Raw genomic sequence first — 15,092 nt, forward strand, 5'->3', positions numbered from 1 at the left:
AGCAGAATTGAAACGTCATTACCCGGAGGATTGCCCTATGAGCTTCCGCATCCAGCCCGCCGCCCCGGCGCGCCCCAACCGCTGCCAGCTGTTCGGCCCCGGCTCCAAGGTCAAGCTGTTCGAGAAGATGGCAGCCTCGGCGGCGGATGTCATCAACCTCGACCTGGAAGATTCGGTGGCACCGGATGACAAGGACCAGGCCCGCGCCAATGTGATCGAGGCGATCAACAGCGTTGACTGGGGCAGCAAATACCTGTCGGTGCGGATCAACGGGCTCGACACCCCCTACTGGTACCGCGACGTGGTGGACATCCTGGAGCAGGCCGGTGAGCGGCTCGACCAGATCATGATCCCCAAGGTGGGCTGCGCCGAGGATGTCTATGCGGTGGACGCGCTGGTGACTGCCATCGAACGCGCCAAAGGCCGCACCAAGCCGGTGTCCTTTGAGGTGATCATCGAATCCGCCGCGGGCATTGCCCATGTGGAGGAGATCGCCAAATCCTCCCCCCGGCTGCAGGCGATGAGCCTGGGCGCGGCGGATTTCGCCGCTTCGATGGGGATGCAGACCACCGGCATCGGCGGCACTCAGGAGAACTACTACATGGTCCGCGAGGGCCAGAAGCACTGGTCCGACCCCTGGCACTGGGCCCAGGCGGCGATCGTCGCCGCCTGCCGCACCCATGGCATCCTGCCGGTAGACGGCCCGTTCGGCGACTTCTCGGACGAGGACGGTTACATCGCCCAGGCGAAACGCTCTGCGACTTTGGGCATGGTCGGCAAATGGGCCATCCACCCCAGCCAGATCGCTCTGGCCAACCAGGTGTTCACACCTTCGGATGAAGCGGTGGCAGAAGCCCGCGAGATCCTGGCGGCGATGGAAGAGGCCAAGGCCTCCGGCGCCGGGGCCACCGTTTACAAGGGCCGTCTTGTCGACATCGCCTCGATCAAGCAGGCAGAGGTGATTGTGGCGCAGGCCGAACTGATCGCGGGCAGCTGACGCCCGGCCGCGAGGGAAGATTTTAAGGGCGTCCCGCCGGGGCGCCCTTTTTGATTGGAGATATGAATGCCGGATTTGACCTTGCTGCATACGGCTGCGGTGCATGTTGAAACCTTTCGGGCGCTGGCGCCGGAGGCCGATCTGGATCAGCAGGTGCACGCCGGCTGGCTGGAGCGGGCACGAGGCGGAATTGATGCAGATCTGGAGGCGGAGATCACCGCTGCAATTGCTGCGGCACGTGGTCCGGTTGTCTGCACCTGCTCCACCCTTGGGCCGGTGGCTGAGGAAGCCGGTGCCACGCGCATCGACTGGCCGATGATGCAGGAAGCCGCGCGCATAGGCGGGCCGGTGCTTATGGTCTATTGCCTGGAGAGCACTGCGGCCCCGTCGGAAGCGCTGTTGCGGCGGGCCTTCGGGGCGCGCGATCCCGAACTCACCTGTCTGGAACTGGGCCAGCACTGGCCGCTGTTTAAAGCCGGGGATGCCGCCGGATTTGCCGCGGCCATCGCAGAAGAAGCGACCGGGGCGATGGGGGCGATGGGGGCGATGGGTTTTGCCTGCGTGGTGCTGGCGCAGGCTTCCATGGCCGGGGCGGCGGCGCTGTTGCGCGAGCAGACAGAGGTGCCGGTTCTGGCCGCGCCGGAGATTGCGGTGCGAGCGCTGCTGCACAACAGGTAACGCTGGGCAGATCCGCCCCCTGAGGGTAAGCGGTGCAAAGACCCCATGTTTCAGTAAAATAAGGGGTTTGAGATACTGGCACCACCTGAAGAAAGGAGTTGGTGATGCTGGATGGAATGATGCCGGAAGAGGTGAAGGTGTGGGGGTTCACGATCCCCGCTTCCTCATCCGGGCGGCGCAAATGGCCTGATGCGCTCCGCGCCAAGGCTGTTCAAAAGATCCTGGCTGGAGCCGGAAGCCGCGAGACGGCCGAGGAGATCGGAGCCAACAAATCTCTGGTCGCTCTTTGGGTCAAGAAGGCCGAACTTCCGGGAAGAGCCCAGCTTCTTTCCAGGTCGTTGCTCCGGCGGCCCAGCGGCCGGCCGGGTCTCCTCGCGAGAATGGACCCGAGGCTGCAAGCAGCACCTCCTGCCGGATCTGTATCGGAGCGGCAGCCATCGAGATACCTCCTGGCTACCCTGCGGATCATTTGGCGGAAGTTTTGCATGCCGTGAGGGCGGCACAATGATTTCTCCCGCCAGCACCTTCCGGATTTACCTTGCTTCGGAGCCGGTCGACTTCCGCAAGGGTAGTCGTTCATTAGAAGACGCATCCACGCGCAGATCAGACATGCGGTCCTGTTCGGAAACAGGGGGAGCTTCCAGAACCAGATGCACAAGTCCCGGGTTTATGAAGTGTTTGGTTGGCGGGACAACCGAGCCGCTGAATCCGCCGCCGCCCATGCCAAACCCCGGGGGTGATTTTGCGCACCGTTGCGTGCAGGCGGCTGAGGTCCGCTGTAGCTATTGGAGTTGCTCCTCAACCATATCAAATAGCCATTCTGCGGTCAGGCGGCGGGCTTCGGTTAAATCATATGCCGCCTGGTGTTCAAATCCGCTGTTTGTCGCGACTGACATGGGGCCGGATACATAGCGGCCGGAGCCGGCATGGACGGTCCCATCACCGGCGGCTTCCGGCGGCTGGAGCTGGTACCGGGTATCGGCAGCAAAGGTCGCAGTACCACCGTACAACGGCGCAGGGTGAACAAAGTACTGCCCCCATTCGATCTGGCCGCGGCCATCGCTTTGCCTGATCGCATCGGAAGCAGGGGTGTCTTGCCGTCCCGACTGTTTCCATTCGATGTGATCCCAGGCCGGGTGGCTGGTATCGCTGGCGTAAAACATCCGGGTGTTCGGGTGAAATGCACTGGGGCCGAGCTTGGCGTGGAAGCGAGCTGCGGTTTGGAGCTGTTTCGTATAGTCACGGAAAGCCTCTTCCCGATGCTCTGTGTCATCAGAACCCGGCCGCAGATAGTCCTCATGAATCATCATCCACCAATCGCTTTGGTTGAGATAAATTTCACCATAGGGATTGGAGGCCGGTTTTGAACAGATATTGGCACCAGTCCTGCTGGTGACACGCAGCCAGTCCGTCCGGCCGTCGGCGCCTTTGTGAAACTGATTGGGCAGAAGCTCCAGAACACCGGGCATATTCGCAGCAGTTGCTGTGGCTTCCTGCTGATTGGCGCCCAGCACCCAGCGCTCAACGGTTCCCTGCACTCCGCTGCCTTCGAAACCGGCAACAATGCGCTTGTAGGCCGCCGGCGCGCCCTCGCAGGGCAAGGCCCCATGAATGACGCCATGGACCTTGCTGGCGCCGCCATGAATTTGGGTATAGGCCCTTGAGACAAGCCCGCCCATGGAGTGGGTCACGATGACAGGCTTCAGAACAAGAACATCTGTGCCCTGGTATTTCTGTTCTGTCTCCGCAACTGCCCTATCGACCGTCTCGCCAAGTTTTTTGCCTGAATTCAGATTGTCGTCTGACCAGTTGTAAGGGTGCGCCCAGGCCTCATAGTGCAGGTTGAAGCAGCCCTTCGGGACCTGGCCGGCCGCGGGGGTTTCCGCCGTCAGATCCAGCCACATCATGAAGCTTGCATAGGAGCCTTGCATCAGCCCGCCCCAGCCCCTGTCGATACGGTCCTGTGTCAGCGCACCGCCAATTGTGCCGGGATCAACTTCCAAGTAGCTGGGATTGAAAGCCGCTCCATCAGGACCGATCATAAGTTCGCGCTTTCCTATAGGGCCTCTACGCGCCAGTCCCATAGCATTCTGAAGGCTGTCCTGCGGTTCCCAAACAACGGTATCTGTACCCGTAATGCGTAACCTGCTCCCCATAATGCCAGGCACAAAGATAATTGGCAAAGCCACCGGAGGCGGACATGCTTGAACAGATGAATTTGCCATTGATCATTTCTTCACTTGAATGCTGCCGGTAAAGCTCTCCCAAAAGGAGCGGGCTTCTTCACGGGTGTAGGGCCGTGACCCGGCATCTTTCCGGCTGTCAGAATACTCCAGGGTAATTTTGTACCCGGGACGGTCCGGACCAGGTTGCTGTCCAACTATGGCTGAGAGGTTTATTGGTCCGTCCCACAACCTCAGCTCCTTGCCTTCAAATCCTGCGATACGCACCGGTTCGCCGTCTGTTCCCTGGATGGCGCTGAAATCGAGGGCGCCGTTGCCAGGATCGCGAACCGAAGTGGAGACCCGCAGCAAAATCGCGCGTTCGGAGGCGTGAACGAAGGTTGCACCGATTTGCTCGTTTCCAGGCGCCAGCGCAAAGAAAGAGTTTTCAAGGCAAGTGCCCTCGCCAGCGGATATTTCACCCTGTGCCCGGGGACGAATGGCGTTGGCGACCAAGCTCAAACTCCGGCGGTGGCTGGCAAGTCTCTCCTCGCTAGCAACTCCAGACAGGCGAAAGATGACCCCTTCAGACAGAACGAAAGCCTCTTCGTCCCAGGGTTCGGACATTTGTACGCCCATAACGGAAGTATCCAGAATGCTCTTGATAATGGTGACACCATTCAGATCTTCCGTCCCAAGAAAAATTTTGGGGTCGCCGGCCTCGATAACCTCCTTGTTCCGCAAGGCGCGTACTCTATCGGCTGTAATATGCTGGAGATCCCGCTCGTCCCCCGGTCCGATACGCTCGACCCTCCGCGCACGCACCGTTCCATCGTGGCGCAGCACTTCAAACTCCTCCGGCACTTCGACCAGCAGGCGCCCGATGCAGTGTGTTTTTGTTTTTCCTGTTTCAGCCATTGCCATGCTTCCCAATAGAGTGAACGCGGCCAGAAAAAGCGGCCATACGCTGCGCTGAATTGTCATTCATTTCCCTCAACCAGATTTTTCAAATGCCACAGGCGGATTGCCGGGCCTTGCTCCGTTTTATGCAATATCTCTGATGCGTCCCTGTGCATTCCGCTGAGCGACGCACGGACAAAAAGACCGAGCGCTTGCTGCCGTTTGCCGGCAGCGGAAAAGCCAACTTTTCTCAATGCCCTGAGAGAAGACCGCAAGCTTTCGTTATTCGGCAATACCGTTCCCGAGGGCACGAGCTCAAGCGCCGCAGTGATGTCCAGTGCGTCCTGCTGTGCTTCAATTTCACAGTCAAAGGCTGCTAGAACTTTTGATGTCAGCCTTGGCGCCGTGGCCGGAATAGCGCCGCGGTCCGCGCAATATTTGCATACGGTTGCCTTGCCTGTGTCTGCCGAGATCAGGATCCATGTTTGCCCCAGGCGGCTCCCGTCATTCAGCATGGCCTCTGCCAGCTCAATTGTGTCTGCTTGGGCTGCAAACGCATGCGCAGTTGCAGCCTCCCAGAACCTGAAGAAGAACCACTTTCCGTTTTCGTCGCGGATGCGGGTGAACTTCCTGAAGTGTTTCCAAACCGCGTCAAAATCCGCGCTGGAGCGGAGGAAGATGCCGGGGTTCCTGTGCCACAGGTGCAGGGTGGACAGATGGGCCGGGGCGTCGGGGATATGGGTGAACAGGGCGCGGGTGAAGCGGGCATCGGGGGCAAGTTCGACCAGATAAGGGGCGGCGTCTTTCAGCTCCTCCGCGGCCTCGCCCTGGAACAGGCAGCGGAACGGCAGCCCGCAGGTCTGGATCTCGTCGAACCCGGCGTGCAGTTTGGCGGCGTCGATCAGAGCATAGGTCTTCAACAGCGCCGGTTCATCGGCGTCGCCGCTGCCGCCGGCCCCGGCTGGACCGGCTTCCGGCTGGCCGAACAGCGGTTCAAGCAGGGCATCCGGCACGGTTTTGAGAGGCCAGGCTCCAAATTGAGCATCCAGAGGCGCGACCCCCGGGATGCCCTCGATATGGAGGTAAGGCCTTTGATCCGCGGAGGCTGTGCCCGCGGCATCGATGCCCAGCCAGTAGTCGTCTTCTGCCGGAAGGTCCGGGTGCTTTAGCGGTTCGTTCATCGCGGGTTTCCAAGTCTGATCATCGAGGCATCAGCTGCAGTGCGGAGAGCGGGCCCCTTCACGGCATGACCTTGTGGTTTGGCGACCCGCTGGTGATGGTGCCGCCGATGGAGGTCGGGGAGCCCACGTAGGCGATGGGACGGCCGTCGTCCGTCGACATGGACGACCCGGCGGTGATCACCGCGCCGCAGCTGGTCTTGTCGCCCACGCGGGCGACGGGGCGGCCGTCGACGGCGGCGCTGCCGCCGCTGACGATCTTGCAGCTGCGGCATCTGGGGCAGGCGTGGGTGTCTCCGATGCGGGCTACCGGCTGCATCGGGCTGCCTCCTGGGGCAAGCGGGGGATCCGGCGCGCCATCCGCATCACTCCTTTTGCTGAACGCATTCTTCGACCAGCGGCAGGGCCTCGCGGGCGGCGTTCTGCAGCGTGGGCACCTGGGCGCCGCCGCTGCCGCCCATGCTGACCGCGCCTTTCAGGTTGATGCTGGCGGCCTCCAGCGTGATCCCGCCCGCATCGATGGTGATCTTGCCGCCTGGCCCCTTGATGGTGAACTTCTCAAACGCCATCAGCGTGTGGCTGCGGGTGTTGTTGGTGATCGCCTCGGTCACGTTGAGGATGGATTTGCCGAACACCGTTTCCTCGCGGTTGCGGCCGATCTGCACCAGATGGTCGGCATAGATGTCCTGCTTGTGGATATTGCCCACCACATGCACATGGTCCTTGCCGTATTCCTCCTGCTGGTTGCGGCCGACCTTATAGAGCACGTCCTGACCCACGGTTTCTCTCTGGTCGCGGCCCACCGACAGGGTTTCGTCCTGGCCGACGCTTTGGGTGCGGTCGCGGCCAATGGCGTTGTTCTCGTCGCGGCCGATGGTCTTGGAGCGGTCATTCTCGATGACAATCTCCTGGTCCTTCTGGCCGTGCATATAGATCTTTTCCTTATCGCGCTCGTCCTCGAAGGTCAGCTCGTTGAAGCCGCTGCCCTGGTGGGTGTCGGTCTTGAACACCGATTTGGTCTTATGCTGCGGCAGCGGATAAGGCGGCTTGTTGCGGCCGTTGTAGACGCAGCCGGTGACCAGCGGTTTGTCGGGGTCGCCTTCCAGGAACTCGACCACCACTTCCATGCCGATGCGCGGGATCACCATGCCGCCCCAGCCCTGGCTGGCCCAGTTCTGGCTGACCCGGCAGCGCATCGAATAGGCCTTCTCCAGGTCCCAGTGGAAATGCACCAGAATGCGGCCGTGCTCATCGCAGTCGATCTCGCCCTCGCCGACCACCACCGCGGTCTGCGGGCCCTGTACCACCGGCACCGGCGTCGCCCGCGGCGGCACCATCGGGGCGGTCACCGGCATCAGGCGGTAATCGGCGGTGAAGGGACGGTCCGCCGAAACGCCCTCGCGGTTGGAGCCGTAGCTTTGGCTGACGAAAGAATAGCGCGCCCAGAGGCAGAGATGTTTGGCGCCGTCGCCGGGCACCGCATCGCCGCCCTGCAAGGGCACCACGCCGCCCGGCCGCAAGCCGGTGATGTCGCCGCTGGCGAACTGGCGCGCGTCATGGCCGCGCTCCTCTTCGCAGCGCAGCTGCGCCACCGTCTTGCCGCGTCCCAGGTCCAGGTAACCGCCGGGATAATCATAGGCCTCCAGCTGCCCCTCGGCATAAGCCGCATCGCCGATGCGGTCGCTTTCCATCGCCGCCGTCGGCGTCTTGAAGTTGTAATCGGTGAGCCGGGTTGCGCCCGTCGTCAGCCGCCGCTCCGGCCCCCAGGCCCAGAAATGCTCGCCCTGCGCGCCCTGGTTCTGGGCGGTGCCGTAATAGGGGCGGGGCGGGATTTCCGCATGGTTCAGCACGTCGTCCGTCAGCACCAGCGTGTGGCTGGCCTCCTGGTGGCGGATGTGAAAGCAGATCCCGAACCGCTCCATCAGGCGGCGCGCGAAATCCAGGTCGCTTTCACGGTACTGCACTGTGTATTCCAGCTCCGGGTAGTCGTTGCTGAGGGCAATCTCCAGATGCGGGTTGCCCAGATGGCCGTAGTCCGCCAGCAGTTCCTGCAGGATCTCCACCACGGTTTTATGGTGAAAGATCCGCTGGTTGCGCCGCTTGCCCGCAAGCCAGAACCAGGGCCGGAGGCGCAGGTCGTAGCGCCAGCCATTCTCGCCCGGGCCTTTCCAGCGCGCCTCGGTGATGATGCCGTCGAACTGCGCAGGCCCTTCGGCGCCTGCAATCGTGACCGTGGCGTGGGTGCCCAGCAGTGCATCGAAATCAATGTCGTCGCGGGTGGCCAGCGCCTCGACCGAGTAGTCAAACAGCCCGTTCAGCGCCTCGGTGCCGTCAAAGCGCATCAGCGCCAGCGCCTCCGGCCCCAGCACGGTGGAAAGCCGCCCCAGCCGGGCGTCCTGCACAAATGCGTTCATCAAACAAAACCCTTAAAAGTTGTGCCGGACACTAAGGGTTTCCGCACAAGGGTCAAGCGGCCGGCGGACAGCAGCAGCTGGGTAATCTCCGCCCATGATGCTGAACAATATCACTCATATCGCCTTCGCCGTCAGCGTGAGAGCACGTTCAGCCGTACGGTTCCTCTGACGGCTTATTACCCCTCGAATCGCCTGCCGAAGAACGGCCGCCGGTCTGGGATAATCGGGGCTCGAAGCTCCCCGATCATTGTACAAACGGGAACTTTGTGAGGGCGGCATCCGCCGTGGAGCCGTTTTCGCAAGTTTCCTGCACAGCAGCGAGGGAGCGCCAAGGCCCGTAACTTGCGGAGGAATTGCAGCGAAGCACAATGTCTTCGGGTGCAGCTGGAACGCCCTCTGAGACTATCGAAACTGCAGTCCCATTTTCGCACAAGGCATTGATTTAAGCGAAATCATTCCACCTTCGCGCGAACCGGTGTACACAGCCTCGCCGCGAAGATCTGCAGATGGAGAGACCAGAATGAAGACCTGAACATCTTTAGAAACGAAAACACCGGAATGTTGGCGCATACCGGCGTGATCGTTCGAGGCAGACCGAAACCCGCCAGCGTAGATACTGGTCCCGTAGCAAATCCTGCGATCCGTCGCAAGGCTTCTGCGTGGGCGACGGGCTTCCTCACCCAATAGGCACATTCCCGTGAATGGAAAGATGAGCGAACCGGCCCTGACCCTAAACGGCAGGGCGGGACGGCCTCTCTTTGCCTGTCTTCACGGAATGGCGCCTCAGCGGGGCCGGCTTCGCGCAGCCCCGGTGTGTGACTCCCTGCGTCCGGTTGGCGGGCGGAGGCCGATATCCCATGAGGAAATTTGCAATGACCATCCAAGAGCCCGGCTGGCTGCCGGGTCAGCAGGAGACGGGTGCTGGCGAGCTGAGCCCTATCGGCCTTCTTTGCGATGGCATTCTCAGCGCTGTTCGCCAGCTTCCCTTCAAGCGGCGGCCGACAGATCCGGCGATGCTAGGCGGCCACGCGCCTCAGGCGGCGCCTGGAAGGGTTGTGTTTGCATAAAGAGGACTTCGGTCATTCCGGAGCTATTGAAGCCGCCTGGAGGTACATCTGCGGCATAGGGAATCGCCTAGCCAGCCATTGAGTGAATTGTTGGTCTAATACATGCCTGCCGGCAAAATTTTTGCGGGCCAGTCAATTTCCGGGGCCGATACACCGCTTACCCCTGAGGCAACCGGATACGGCCAGCCAAGGTCCCTGCCCTGCCGGTACGTCTGTTCCGTATCTGCCTGTCTCAATGTTCCGGTTCAGCGGAGGCATTATGAATTGGCGGCGCCGCCAAAATGGCGGAGATGGACGGGCGTATCCGCCCGCGTGCTAAACGTTGTCTCTGCACGGCCCCGCTGCCAGGCGGGAGTCCGGTTCCAAAGGTGCCGGGGAGCCAAGCCCCGGCGGGTGATCGCGACCGGGATGAAGACTGCCAAAAGCGGCTTAAGATCCCGTGAGAGCAGCGTACGCAGGGTGCGCAACACCCCGCCGCGGCGCCCCCCCTGAGGCAGGCGTGGCGAAGTGAGTATTTGAGGAAAGATGAAAGGCTGCCCCGCTTCATCTTTCTCTAAATACTCAAAATCCAGCCTTAGCCAGAGATCACGCCCGCAGATCTTTGGGTGAGCCCATCACCACATAGGTGGTGATCGCTGTGACATACGGCGAGGTACCGAGGATATCGGTGTGGAACTTTTTGTAGCTCGGCAAATCGGCGCATTCGACGCGCAGGAGGTATTCGATGGTGCCGGTGATGTTGTGGCATTCGACCACTTCCGGCGCCGCCTGCATGGCGCGTTCGAAGGCTTGCTGCGCTTCCTTGGTATGCTCCCCCAGGCCGACGCCGATGTAGGTAGCAAAGCCCATCCCCAGTTTCTGCCGGTCCAGCACCGCGCGGTAGCCGGTGATGACGCCTGCACGCTCCAGCTCCTGCACCCGGCGCAGGCAGGCCGAGGGCGACAGGCCCACGCGTTCCGCCAGCTCCAGGTTGCTGATCCGGCCGTCGCGATAAAGTTCTCGCAATATCTGCTGATTTATCTTGTCATTTTTCGCCATTAATTGCGAAAATACGCGCAAGACACCGCAGAACGCAATTTCATTTGGCGGGTTTGGCGCAATCATTTTGCGCATGACTTATGAACTTCTCACCGCGCTTGCGCTTTTTGCATTTGTCTCCTCGATCACGCCGGGGCCCAACAATCTGATGCTGATGGCCTCGGGCGCCAATTTCGGCTTCCGCCGCACCATCCCGCATATGCTGGGGGTGGCGCTGGGGTTCGTCTTCATGGTGCTGCTGGTGGGCGCCGGGCTGGTGCAAGTGTTTGACGCCTTTCCAGTGAGCTACACGGTGCTGAAGGCGGTTTCCGTCGTTTACCTTTTGTGGCTCGCGTGGAAGATCGCCAATGCCGCGCCGGTGCAGGCCAAAGGCGCGGAGGGGCACCCGATGACCTTTTTGCAGGCGGCGGCGTTTCAATGGGTGAACCCCAAGGCCTGGGCGATGGCCCTGACCGCGATCAGCGCCTACACCCCGGATCAGACGCTGGCGGCGATCCTGCTGGTGGGGGTGATTTTCGGCGCCATTAACCTGCCCTCGGTCGGCTCCTGGACGGTGCTGGGCCAGCAGATGGCGCGATTCCTGACCAGCCCGCGCCGGCTGGTGCTGTTCAACTGGACCATGGCGGCACTGCTGGTGGCCTCGCTCTATCCGGTGATCTGGCCACAGTAAGGCAAGCGGCACTCCCGGCCCGAAGGGGCGGAGCGCCCGCCCCCGCGCGAGAGGGCGGGCGCTGCCCGGCCTGATGCCGGGCGGGGTCGTTACTTCAGAGGCAGGCAGATTTCGGTCAGAAGATCCTCAGGCGCGGTATCGCGGGGATTGTTGAGATAGACCTCATAGCAGGGCTGATCGGCAGGCTCCTCGCCCGACCCGGGCAGCCAGTTGCCGAACAGGCTGTGATAGGCGGCGTGGATGCCGGAATACGGCCCCTTGTAGATGAGCACCGCAACGCGGCCGCCGGGCAGATCCACCTCCTCCATGCCGTCAGGCAGCGCATCACCGGTAAACTCCGCGCCGGCAAAGCTGCGCAGCTCGGCTTCGGCCACCTCATCCGGGCTGTCGAAATAGACGCCCACAACGGCGCCCAGCTGCGGCCAGAGACGGCGGCTTTCGCAGATTGCGCCGAAAGCCTCAAAGCTCTTGCCGATTTCATGGTAGGCGCCGGTGTGCGGCAGGCCGGCCAGGCGGCGGGCGGGGTCGGTTCGGGTGATCACGTCATACATGGGATAGCTTCCTGTTCTGAGGGGTGGATTGGGCAGCCGCACCTGGCCGTCGCGGCGGAAGGCCGCCGGGCTGCTGCCGTAAGCATCAGAGAACGCGCGGGAGAAACTGTTCTGGTTCGGATAGCCGGCACGGGCGGCCACCTGCGCGATGGGCATCTCTTCCATCACCAGCCAGACCGCGGCACGGTGCAGCCGGATGCGGCGCACGGCCTGCGCGCAGGTTTCACCGGTCAGGGCGCGGAACACCCGGTGCCAGTGGAACCGCGACATCGCCGCCACGTCCGCGAGCCGGTCCAGCGACAGGTCGCCGTCAGTGTGGCCGTGGATATGGGCCAGCACCCTCAGGATGCGGTCTTCGTAGCTGGCGGCCATACGCGGCGTCTCCCTTTGCGGTTCTCTGCCCTTAGGTGATGGCATAGGCTTAGATCACAAATCTTGCTGAGTTGCATCTTGGCGCCACTAGGGCCATATAGCTGCAAACCTGCAGAGCAGAGGCGACATGACCCAGTATCTGGAATTTGAAAAGCCGCTGGCCGAAATCGAAGGCAAGGCGGAGGAACTGCGGGCGCTGGCGCGCGCGAATGAGGAAATGGATGTAGCGGATGAGGCCAAGGCGCTGGACGCCAAGGCGGAGCAGCTGCTGAAGGACCTCTACAAGAACCTGACGCCCTGGCGCAAATGCCAGGTGGCGCGACATCCGGAGCGCCCTCATTGCAAGGACTACATCGAGGCGCTGTTCACCGAGTACACGCCGCTGGCCGGCGACCGGAACTTTGCCGACGACCTGGCTGTGATGGGCGGCCTGGCGCGCTTCAACGACCAGCCGGTGGTGGTGATCGGCCACGAGAAGGGCAGCGACACCAAATCGCGCATCGAGCGCAACTTCGGCATGGCGCGCCCCGAAGGCTACCGCAAGGCGATCCGGCTGATGGAAATGGCCAGCCGTTTCAAACTGCCAGTGATCACCCTCGTCGACACTGCCGGCGCCTACCCCGGCAAAGGTGCCGAGGAACGCGGCCAGTCCGAGGCGATTGCGCGCTCGACCGAGATGTGCCTGAAGATCGGCGTGCCGCTGATTTCGGTGATCATCGGTGAAGGCGGCTCTGGCGGTGCGGTGGCTTTTGCCACGGCGAACCGCGTGGCGATGCTGGAACATTCGATCTATTCGGTGATTTCCCCTGAGGGCTGCGCGTCGATCCTGTGGAAGGATGCCGAGAAGATGCGCGAAGCGGCGGAAGCGCTGCGCCTCACCGCGCAGGATCTGAACAAGCTGGGTGTCAACGACCGGATCATCCCGGAGCCGCTGGGCGGCGCCCACCGCGACGCCAAAGCGGCGATCGCCTCAGTCAGCGGTGCGATCCAGGAGATGCTGGACGAGCTGAAGGACATGGACGGCGCGGCGCTGATCAAAGACCGGCGCCAGAAATTCCTTGCCATCGGCTCCAAGGGGCTGGCGGCGTAAGCCTCGGCACTAACACAAGACAGCAAAACCCGGCTGAGAGGCCGGGTTTCTGCATCTCTGCATTTTCATAGCTCAATTCAGAATTTTCATTGGTGGAGGCAATTATGCCTGAACTCTGCGAACGCCCGCGCATTATCCGCGTTATTGCATGCGCTGTTGTCACCATCGTCTTAGTGGGCACGCTAGCGGTCCTCTCCAGAGAGCTCGGGTACCAGTTTCTGCCATCGGTGCAATGGGTCAATCAGACCAAACTGGCGGCCACGATCCTTGGCGGATTGGCCGCTGCGGCAGCCCCCTTTGCCGTTCTGGGTGGCATGAGGATGCAACCCCGAAAACACGGGGCAGCTATGAAATTCCTTGCGGTCAGTTTCGCCCCAGCAATGAGCTTTGTGATCTTCAGCCACTTCATCTCACTGGGCATCCCCCTGGTGATGGCAATGGCCGCAGGCACTGAGAGCCAAGCGGAATACACCGTATCGGAAGCCAAGCTGTCAAAGGCCGGCAAATGCCGGAACCCTGTTGATATTAAAGACATGCCCTTTGCTTGGGGCGAAATATGCAATTTCCCAACGGGCTTTGTTCAGGAGCTTCAGCCAGGCTCCAAGATAGCCGCCGAAGGCAGGGGGACGCAGGTGGGTCTTTTTGTTACCAGTCTGAGCCAGCCGGATTAAGCCGGCCTGTTTCACCTAAGGCAGTTCCCCTGCCCGCATCCTGGCCTCGGTGCCGTGCCGGTCGGCTTTGATCTTGTCGAGGAACCCGGTCATGGCATGGGCGGCGGGGTTGTGGCGGCCGCTCCACAGGGCGATTTCGATCAGCACCGGCGCCAGGTCGCGGCCCTTTTCTGTCAACTCATAGACATAGCTGCGGCCGTTCCCAGGGTCCTTGGCCTTGGTGACGATGCCCGCCTCCTCTAGCTGCTTCAGCCGCTGCGCCAGGATGTTGGTGGAGATCCCCTCCCATCCGGCCAGCAGTTCACCATAGGTGCGGGCGCCCTTCACCGCCATGTCGCGGATCACCAGGAGGCTCCAGCGGTCCCCGAAGATGTCCAGCGCATAGGCGACGGGACAGCCAGAGTCATATTTGCTGCGCGATTGGGTCATGTCCCTTGCCTAAAGTTTTCACTTGCAAAATGCAAGCACTCATGCGAGCCATTAAACACTTGCAAAACGCAAGTATTTCAGGAGTGACCATGACCGATACCCTTAAGACCGCGGAAATCCGCGAACGATCGCGGCTGTCCCGCCGCCGGCTGCTGGCGGCCTCAGCAGGCGCGCTGGTGCTGCCATCCCTTTCCCAAGCAGAGGAAACCGCCATGACCCCCAAAGCCTTTGTCTATACCGAAGTTGCCATTTCCGTGCCTTTTGACCAGGCGCCCTGGCAGCAGATCAACGAGGCGATCCGGCAGCAGCCCGGTTTCCTGAACAAGACCTGGCTGTCGGGTCACGGCAACAATTCTCTGGGTGGCTTCTACGGCTTTGACAGCATCGAAAACGCGCGCAAATTCGTGACCGGCTATTTCCCGTCGGAGCCGCGGGCCTTTGGCGTGGCGCATAATACACGGGTGTTTGATGCGCAGGCGACCGAGGCCGCCAGCCATGACATGGGCGCGGTCCAATACGGCGGCGCGGCGGCGGCCCCCGGCGCCTTTGTCTATACCGAGCTGCAACTGTCGGTGCCGTTCGAAGATGCGCCCTGGCGGGCCCGCAACAAGGCGCTGAAGATGCTGCCGGGGCTGCAGAACAAGGTCTGGCTGAGCGGGCTGCAGACGCAGACGCTGGGCGGCTTCGATGCTTTTGACACGCTGGAGCATGCGCTGGATTTTGCGGTGCACATGTTCCCTGAAACCGCCGCGGAGCTGGGCTGCGCATTTTACACAAGGGTGTTTGACGCCTCGGTCACCGAGACCGCCAGCCGCGCAATGAACTCGCCCTATTACAGCCCGGCCGCCTGACGCTTGGCAGGGTCGCAGGGAGCC

The 15,092-nt window shown here is 61.9% G+C and carries 15 protein-coding genes; 7 read left to right on the forward strand and 8 right to left on the reverse strand.

The window, feature by feature from the left end; genetic code table 11:
• Positions 1-37 precede the first annotated feature (37 nt).
• Together AC5STB_RS02710 and AC5STB_RS02715 are read left to right on the forward strand one after the other, a co-directional pair.
• On the forward strand, positions 38-997 hold the full coding sequence (locus tag AC5STB_RS02710; RefSeq protein WP_495441449.1) for an L-malyl-CoA/beta-methylmalyl-CoA lyase: 960 nt from the start codon (positions 38-40) through the stop codon (positions 995-997).
• Between the two features lie 66 nt (positions 998-1,063).
• On the forward strand, positions 1,064-1,675 hold the full coding sequence (locus AC5STB_RS02715; protein WP_495441450.1) for a hypothetical protein: 612 nt from the start codon (positions 1,064-1,066) through the stop codon (positions 1,673-1,675).
• A gap of 782 nt (positions 1,676-2,457) precedes the next feature.
• Here the strand turns inward: AC5STB_RS02715 and AC5STB_RS02720 are convergent.
• Genes AC5STB_RS02720 through AC5STB_RS02740 form a run of 5 tightly spaced genes read right to left on the reverse strand, consistent with a single transcriptional unit; the run spans position 2,458 to position 8,329 of the window.
• On the reverse strand, positions 2,458-3,864 hold the full coding sequence (locus tag AC5STB_RS02720) for an esterase/lipase family protein (protein ID WP_495441451.1): 1,407 nt from the start codon (positions 3,862-3,864) through the stop codon (positions 2,458-2,460).
• Positions 3,865-3,903: 39 nt separating this feature from the next.
• A complete protein-coding gene (locus AC5STB_RS02725) occupies positions 3,904-4,821 on the reverse strand; it encodes a hypothetical protein (protein WP_495441452.1) in 918 nt (305 codons plus the stop codon).
• On the reverse strand, positions 4,818-5,918 hold the full coding sequence (locus tag AC5STB_RS02730) for a DUF4123 domain-containing protein (protein ID WP_495441453.1): 1,101 nt from the start codon (positions 5,916-5,918) through the stop codon (positions 4,818-4,820). The genes AC5STB_RS02725 and AC5STB_RS02730 overlap by 4 nt, the downstream gene beginning before the upstream one ends.
• A 58-nt stretch (positions 5,919-5,976) precedes the next feature.
• Positions 5,977-6,234, reverse strand: a complete 258-nt coding sequence (locus AC5STB_RS02735; protein ID WP_495441455.1) for a PAAR domain-containing protein — start codon at positions 6,232-6,234, stop codon at positions 5,977-5,979.
• 46 nt (positions 6,235-6,280) lie between these two features.
• Positions 6,281-8,329 (reverse strand): type VI secretion system Vgr family protein, encoded by a 2,049-nt coding sequence (locus tag AC5STB_RS02740; RefSeq protein ID WP_495441456.1) that lies wholly within the window; start codon positions 8,327-8,329, stop codon positions 6,281-6,283.
• Positions 8,330-9,201: 872 nt separating this feature from the next.
• On the opposite strand from AC5STB_RS02740, the gene AC5STB_RS02745 reads away from it, so the two are divergent.
• Complete coding sequence (locus AC5STB_RS02745; protein ID WP_495441457.1) at positions 9,202-9,396, forward strand: hypothetical protein; 195 nt, start codon at positions 9,202-9,204, stop codon at positions 9,394-9,396.
• 585 nt (positions 9,397-9,981) lie between these two features.
• On the opposite strand, the gene AC5STB_RS02750 is transcribed toward AC5STB_RS02745, so the two are convergent.
• Complete coding sequence (locus tag AC5STB_RS02750) at positions 9,982-10,434, reverse strand: Lrp/AsnC family transcriptional regulator (RefSeq protein ID WP_495441458.1); 453 nt, start codon at positions 10,432-10,434, stop codon at positions 9,982-9,984.
• 73 nt (positions 10,435-10,507) lie between these two features.
• Here AC5STB_RS02750 and AC5STB_RS02755 point away from each other — a divergent pair, with 73 nt between their 5' ends.
• Positions 10,508-11,104, forward strand: a complete 597-nt coding sequence (locus AC5STB_RS02755) for a LysE family translocator (RefSeq protein ID WP_495441459.1) — start codon at positions 10,508-10,510, stop codon at positions 11,102-11,104.
• 89 nt (positions 11,105-11,193) lie between these two features.
• Here the strand turns inward: AC5STB_RS02755 and AC5STB_RS02760 are convergent, their stop codons facing one another.
• Positions 11,194-12,027: an AraC family transcriptional regulator gene (locus AC5STB_RS02760; RefSeq protein WP_495441460.1), complete on the reverse strand. Its 834-nt coding sequence runs from the start codon at positions 12,025-12,027 to the stop codon at positions 11,194-11,196.
• Between the two features lie 127 nt (positions 12,028-12,154).
• On the opposite strand from AC5STB_RS02760, the gene AC5STB_RS02765 reads away from it, so the two are divergent.
• Complete coding sequence (locus tag AC5STB_RS02765) at positions 12,155-13,117, forward strand: acetyl-CoA carboxylase carboxyltransferase subunit alpha (RefSeq protein ID WP_495441461.1); 963 nt, start codon at positions 12,155-12,157, stop codon at positions 13,115-13,117.
• A gap of 104 nt (positions 13,118-13,221) precedes the next feature.
• Positions 13,222-13,788, forward strand: coding sequence for a hypothetical protein (locus AC5STB_RS02770; RefSeq protein ID WP_495441462.1), 567 nt, complete (start codon positions 13,222-13,224; stop codon positions 13,786-13,788).
• A gap of 15 nt (positions 13,789-13,803) precedes the next feature.
• Here the strand turns inward: AC5STB_RS02770 and AC5STB_RS02775 are convergent, their stop codons facing one another.
• Positions 13,804-14,217 (reverse strand): winged helix-turn-helix transcriptional regulator, encoded by a 414-nt coding sequence (locus AC5STB_RS02775; protein ID WP_495441463.1) that lies wholly within the window; start codon positions 14,215-14,217, stop codon positions 13,804-13,806.
• Between the two features lie 89 nt (positions 14,218-14,306).
• On the opposite strand from AC5STB_RS02775, the gene AC5STB_RS02780 reads away from it, so the two are divergent.
• Positions 14,307-15,068: a YdhR family protein gene (locus AC5STB_RS02780; protein ID WP_495441464.1), complete on the forward strand. Its 762-nt coding sequence runs from the start codon at positions 14,307-14,309 to the stop codon at positions 15,066-15,068.
• Positions 15,069-15,092 lie beyond the last annotated feature (24 nt).

The sequence above is a fragment of the Leisingera sp. CC-HEC093 genome (assembly GCF_059429195.1).

Excerpts from the sequence above, each read along its gene's own strand:
- AC5STB_RS02730 (WP_495441453.1), bottom strand. The coding sequence starts at position 5,918 with ATGAACGAACCGCTAAAGCACCCGGACCTTCCGGCAGAAGACGACTAC.
- AC5STB_RS02780 (WP_495441464.1), top strand. The coding sequence starts at position 14,307 with ATGACCGATACCCTTAAGACCGCGGAAATCCGCGAACGATCGCGGCTG.
- AC5STB_RS02725 (WP_495441452.1), bottom strand. The coding sequence starts at position 4,821 with ATGACAATTCAGCGCAGCGTATGGCCGCTTTTTCTGGCCGCGTTCACT.
- AC5STB_RS02740 (WP_495441456.1), bottom strand. The coding sequence starts at position 8,329 with ATGAACGCATTTGTGCAGGACGCCCGGCTGGGGCGGCTTTCCACCGTG.
- AC5STB_RS02760 (WP_495441460.1), bottom strand. The coding sequence starts at position 12,027 with ATGGCCGCCAGCTACGAAGACCGCATCCTGAGGGTGCTGGCCCATATC.
- AC5STB_RS02755 (WP_495441459.1), top strand. The coding sequence starts at position 10,508 with ATGACTTATGAACTTCTCACCGCGCTTGCGCTTTTTGCATTTGTCTCC.
- AC5STB_RS02710 (WP_495441449.1), top strand. The coding sequence starts at position 38 with ATGAGCTTCCGCATCCAGCCCGCCGCCCCGGCGCGCCCCAACCGCTGC.
- AC5STB_RS02735 (WP_495441455.1), bottom strand. The coding sequence starts at position 6,234 with ATGCAGCCGGTAGCCCGCATCGGAGACACCCACGCCTGCCCCAGATGC.
- AC5STB_RS02715 (WP_495441450.1), top strand. The coding sequence starts at position 1,064 with ATGCCGGATTTGACCTTGCTGCATACGGCTGCGGTGCATGTTGAAACC.
- AC5STB_RS02770 (WP_495441462.1), top strand. The coding sequence starts at position 13,222 with ATGCCTGAACTCTGCGAACGCCCGCGCATTATCCGCGTTATTGCATGC.
- AC5STB_RS02765 (WP_495441461.1), top strand. The coding sequence starts at position 12,155 with ATGACCCAGTATCTGGAATTTGAAAAGCCGCTGGCCGAAATCGAAGGC.
- AC5STB_RS02750 (WP_495441458.1), bottom strand. The coding sequence starts at position 10,434 with ATGGCGAAAAATGACAAGATAAATCAGCAGATATTGCGAGAACTTTAT.
- AC5STB_RS02745 (WP_495441457.1), top strand. The coding sequence starts at position 9,202 with ATGACCATCCAAGAGCCCGGCTGGCTGCCGGGTCAGCAGGAGACGGGT.
- AC5STB_RS02775 (WP_495441463.1), bottom strand. The coding sequence starts at position 14,217 with ATGACCCAATCGCGCAGCAAATATGACTCTGGCTGTCCCGTCGCCTAT.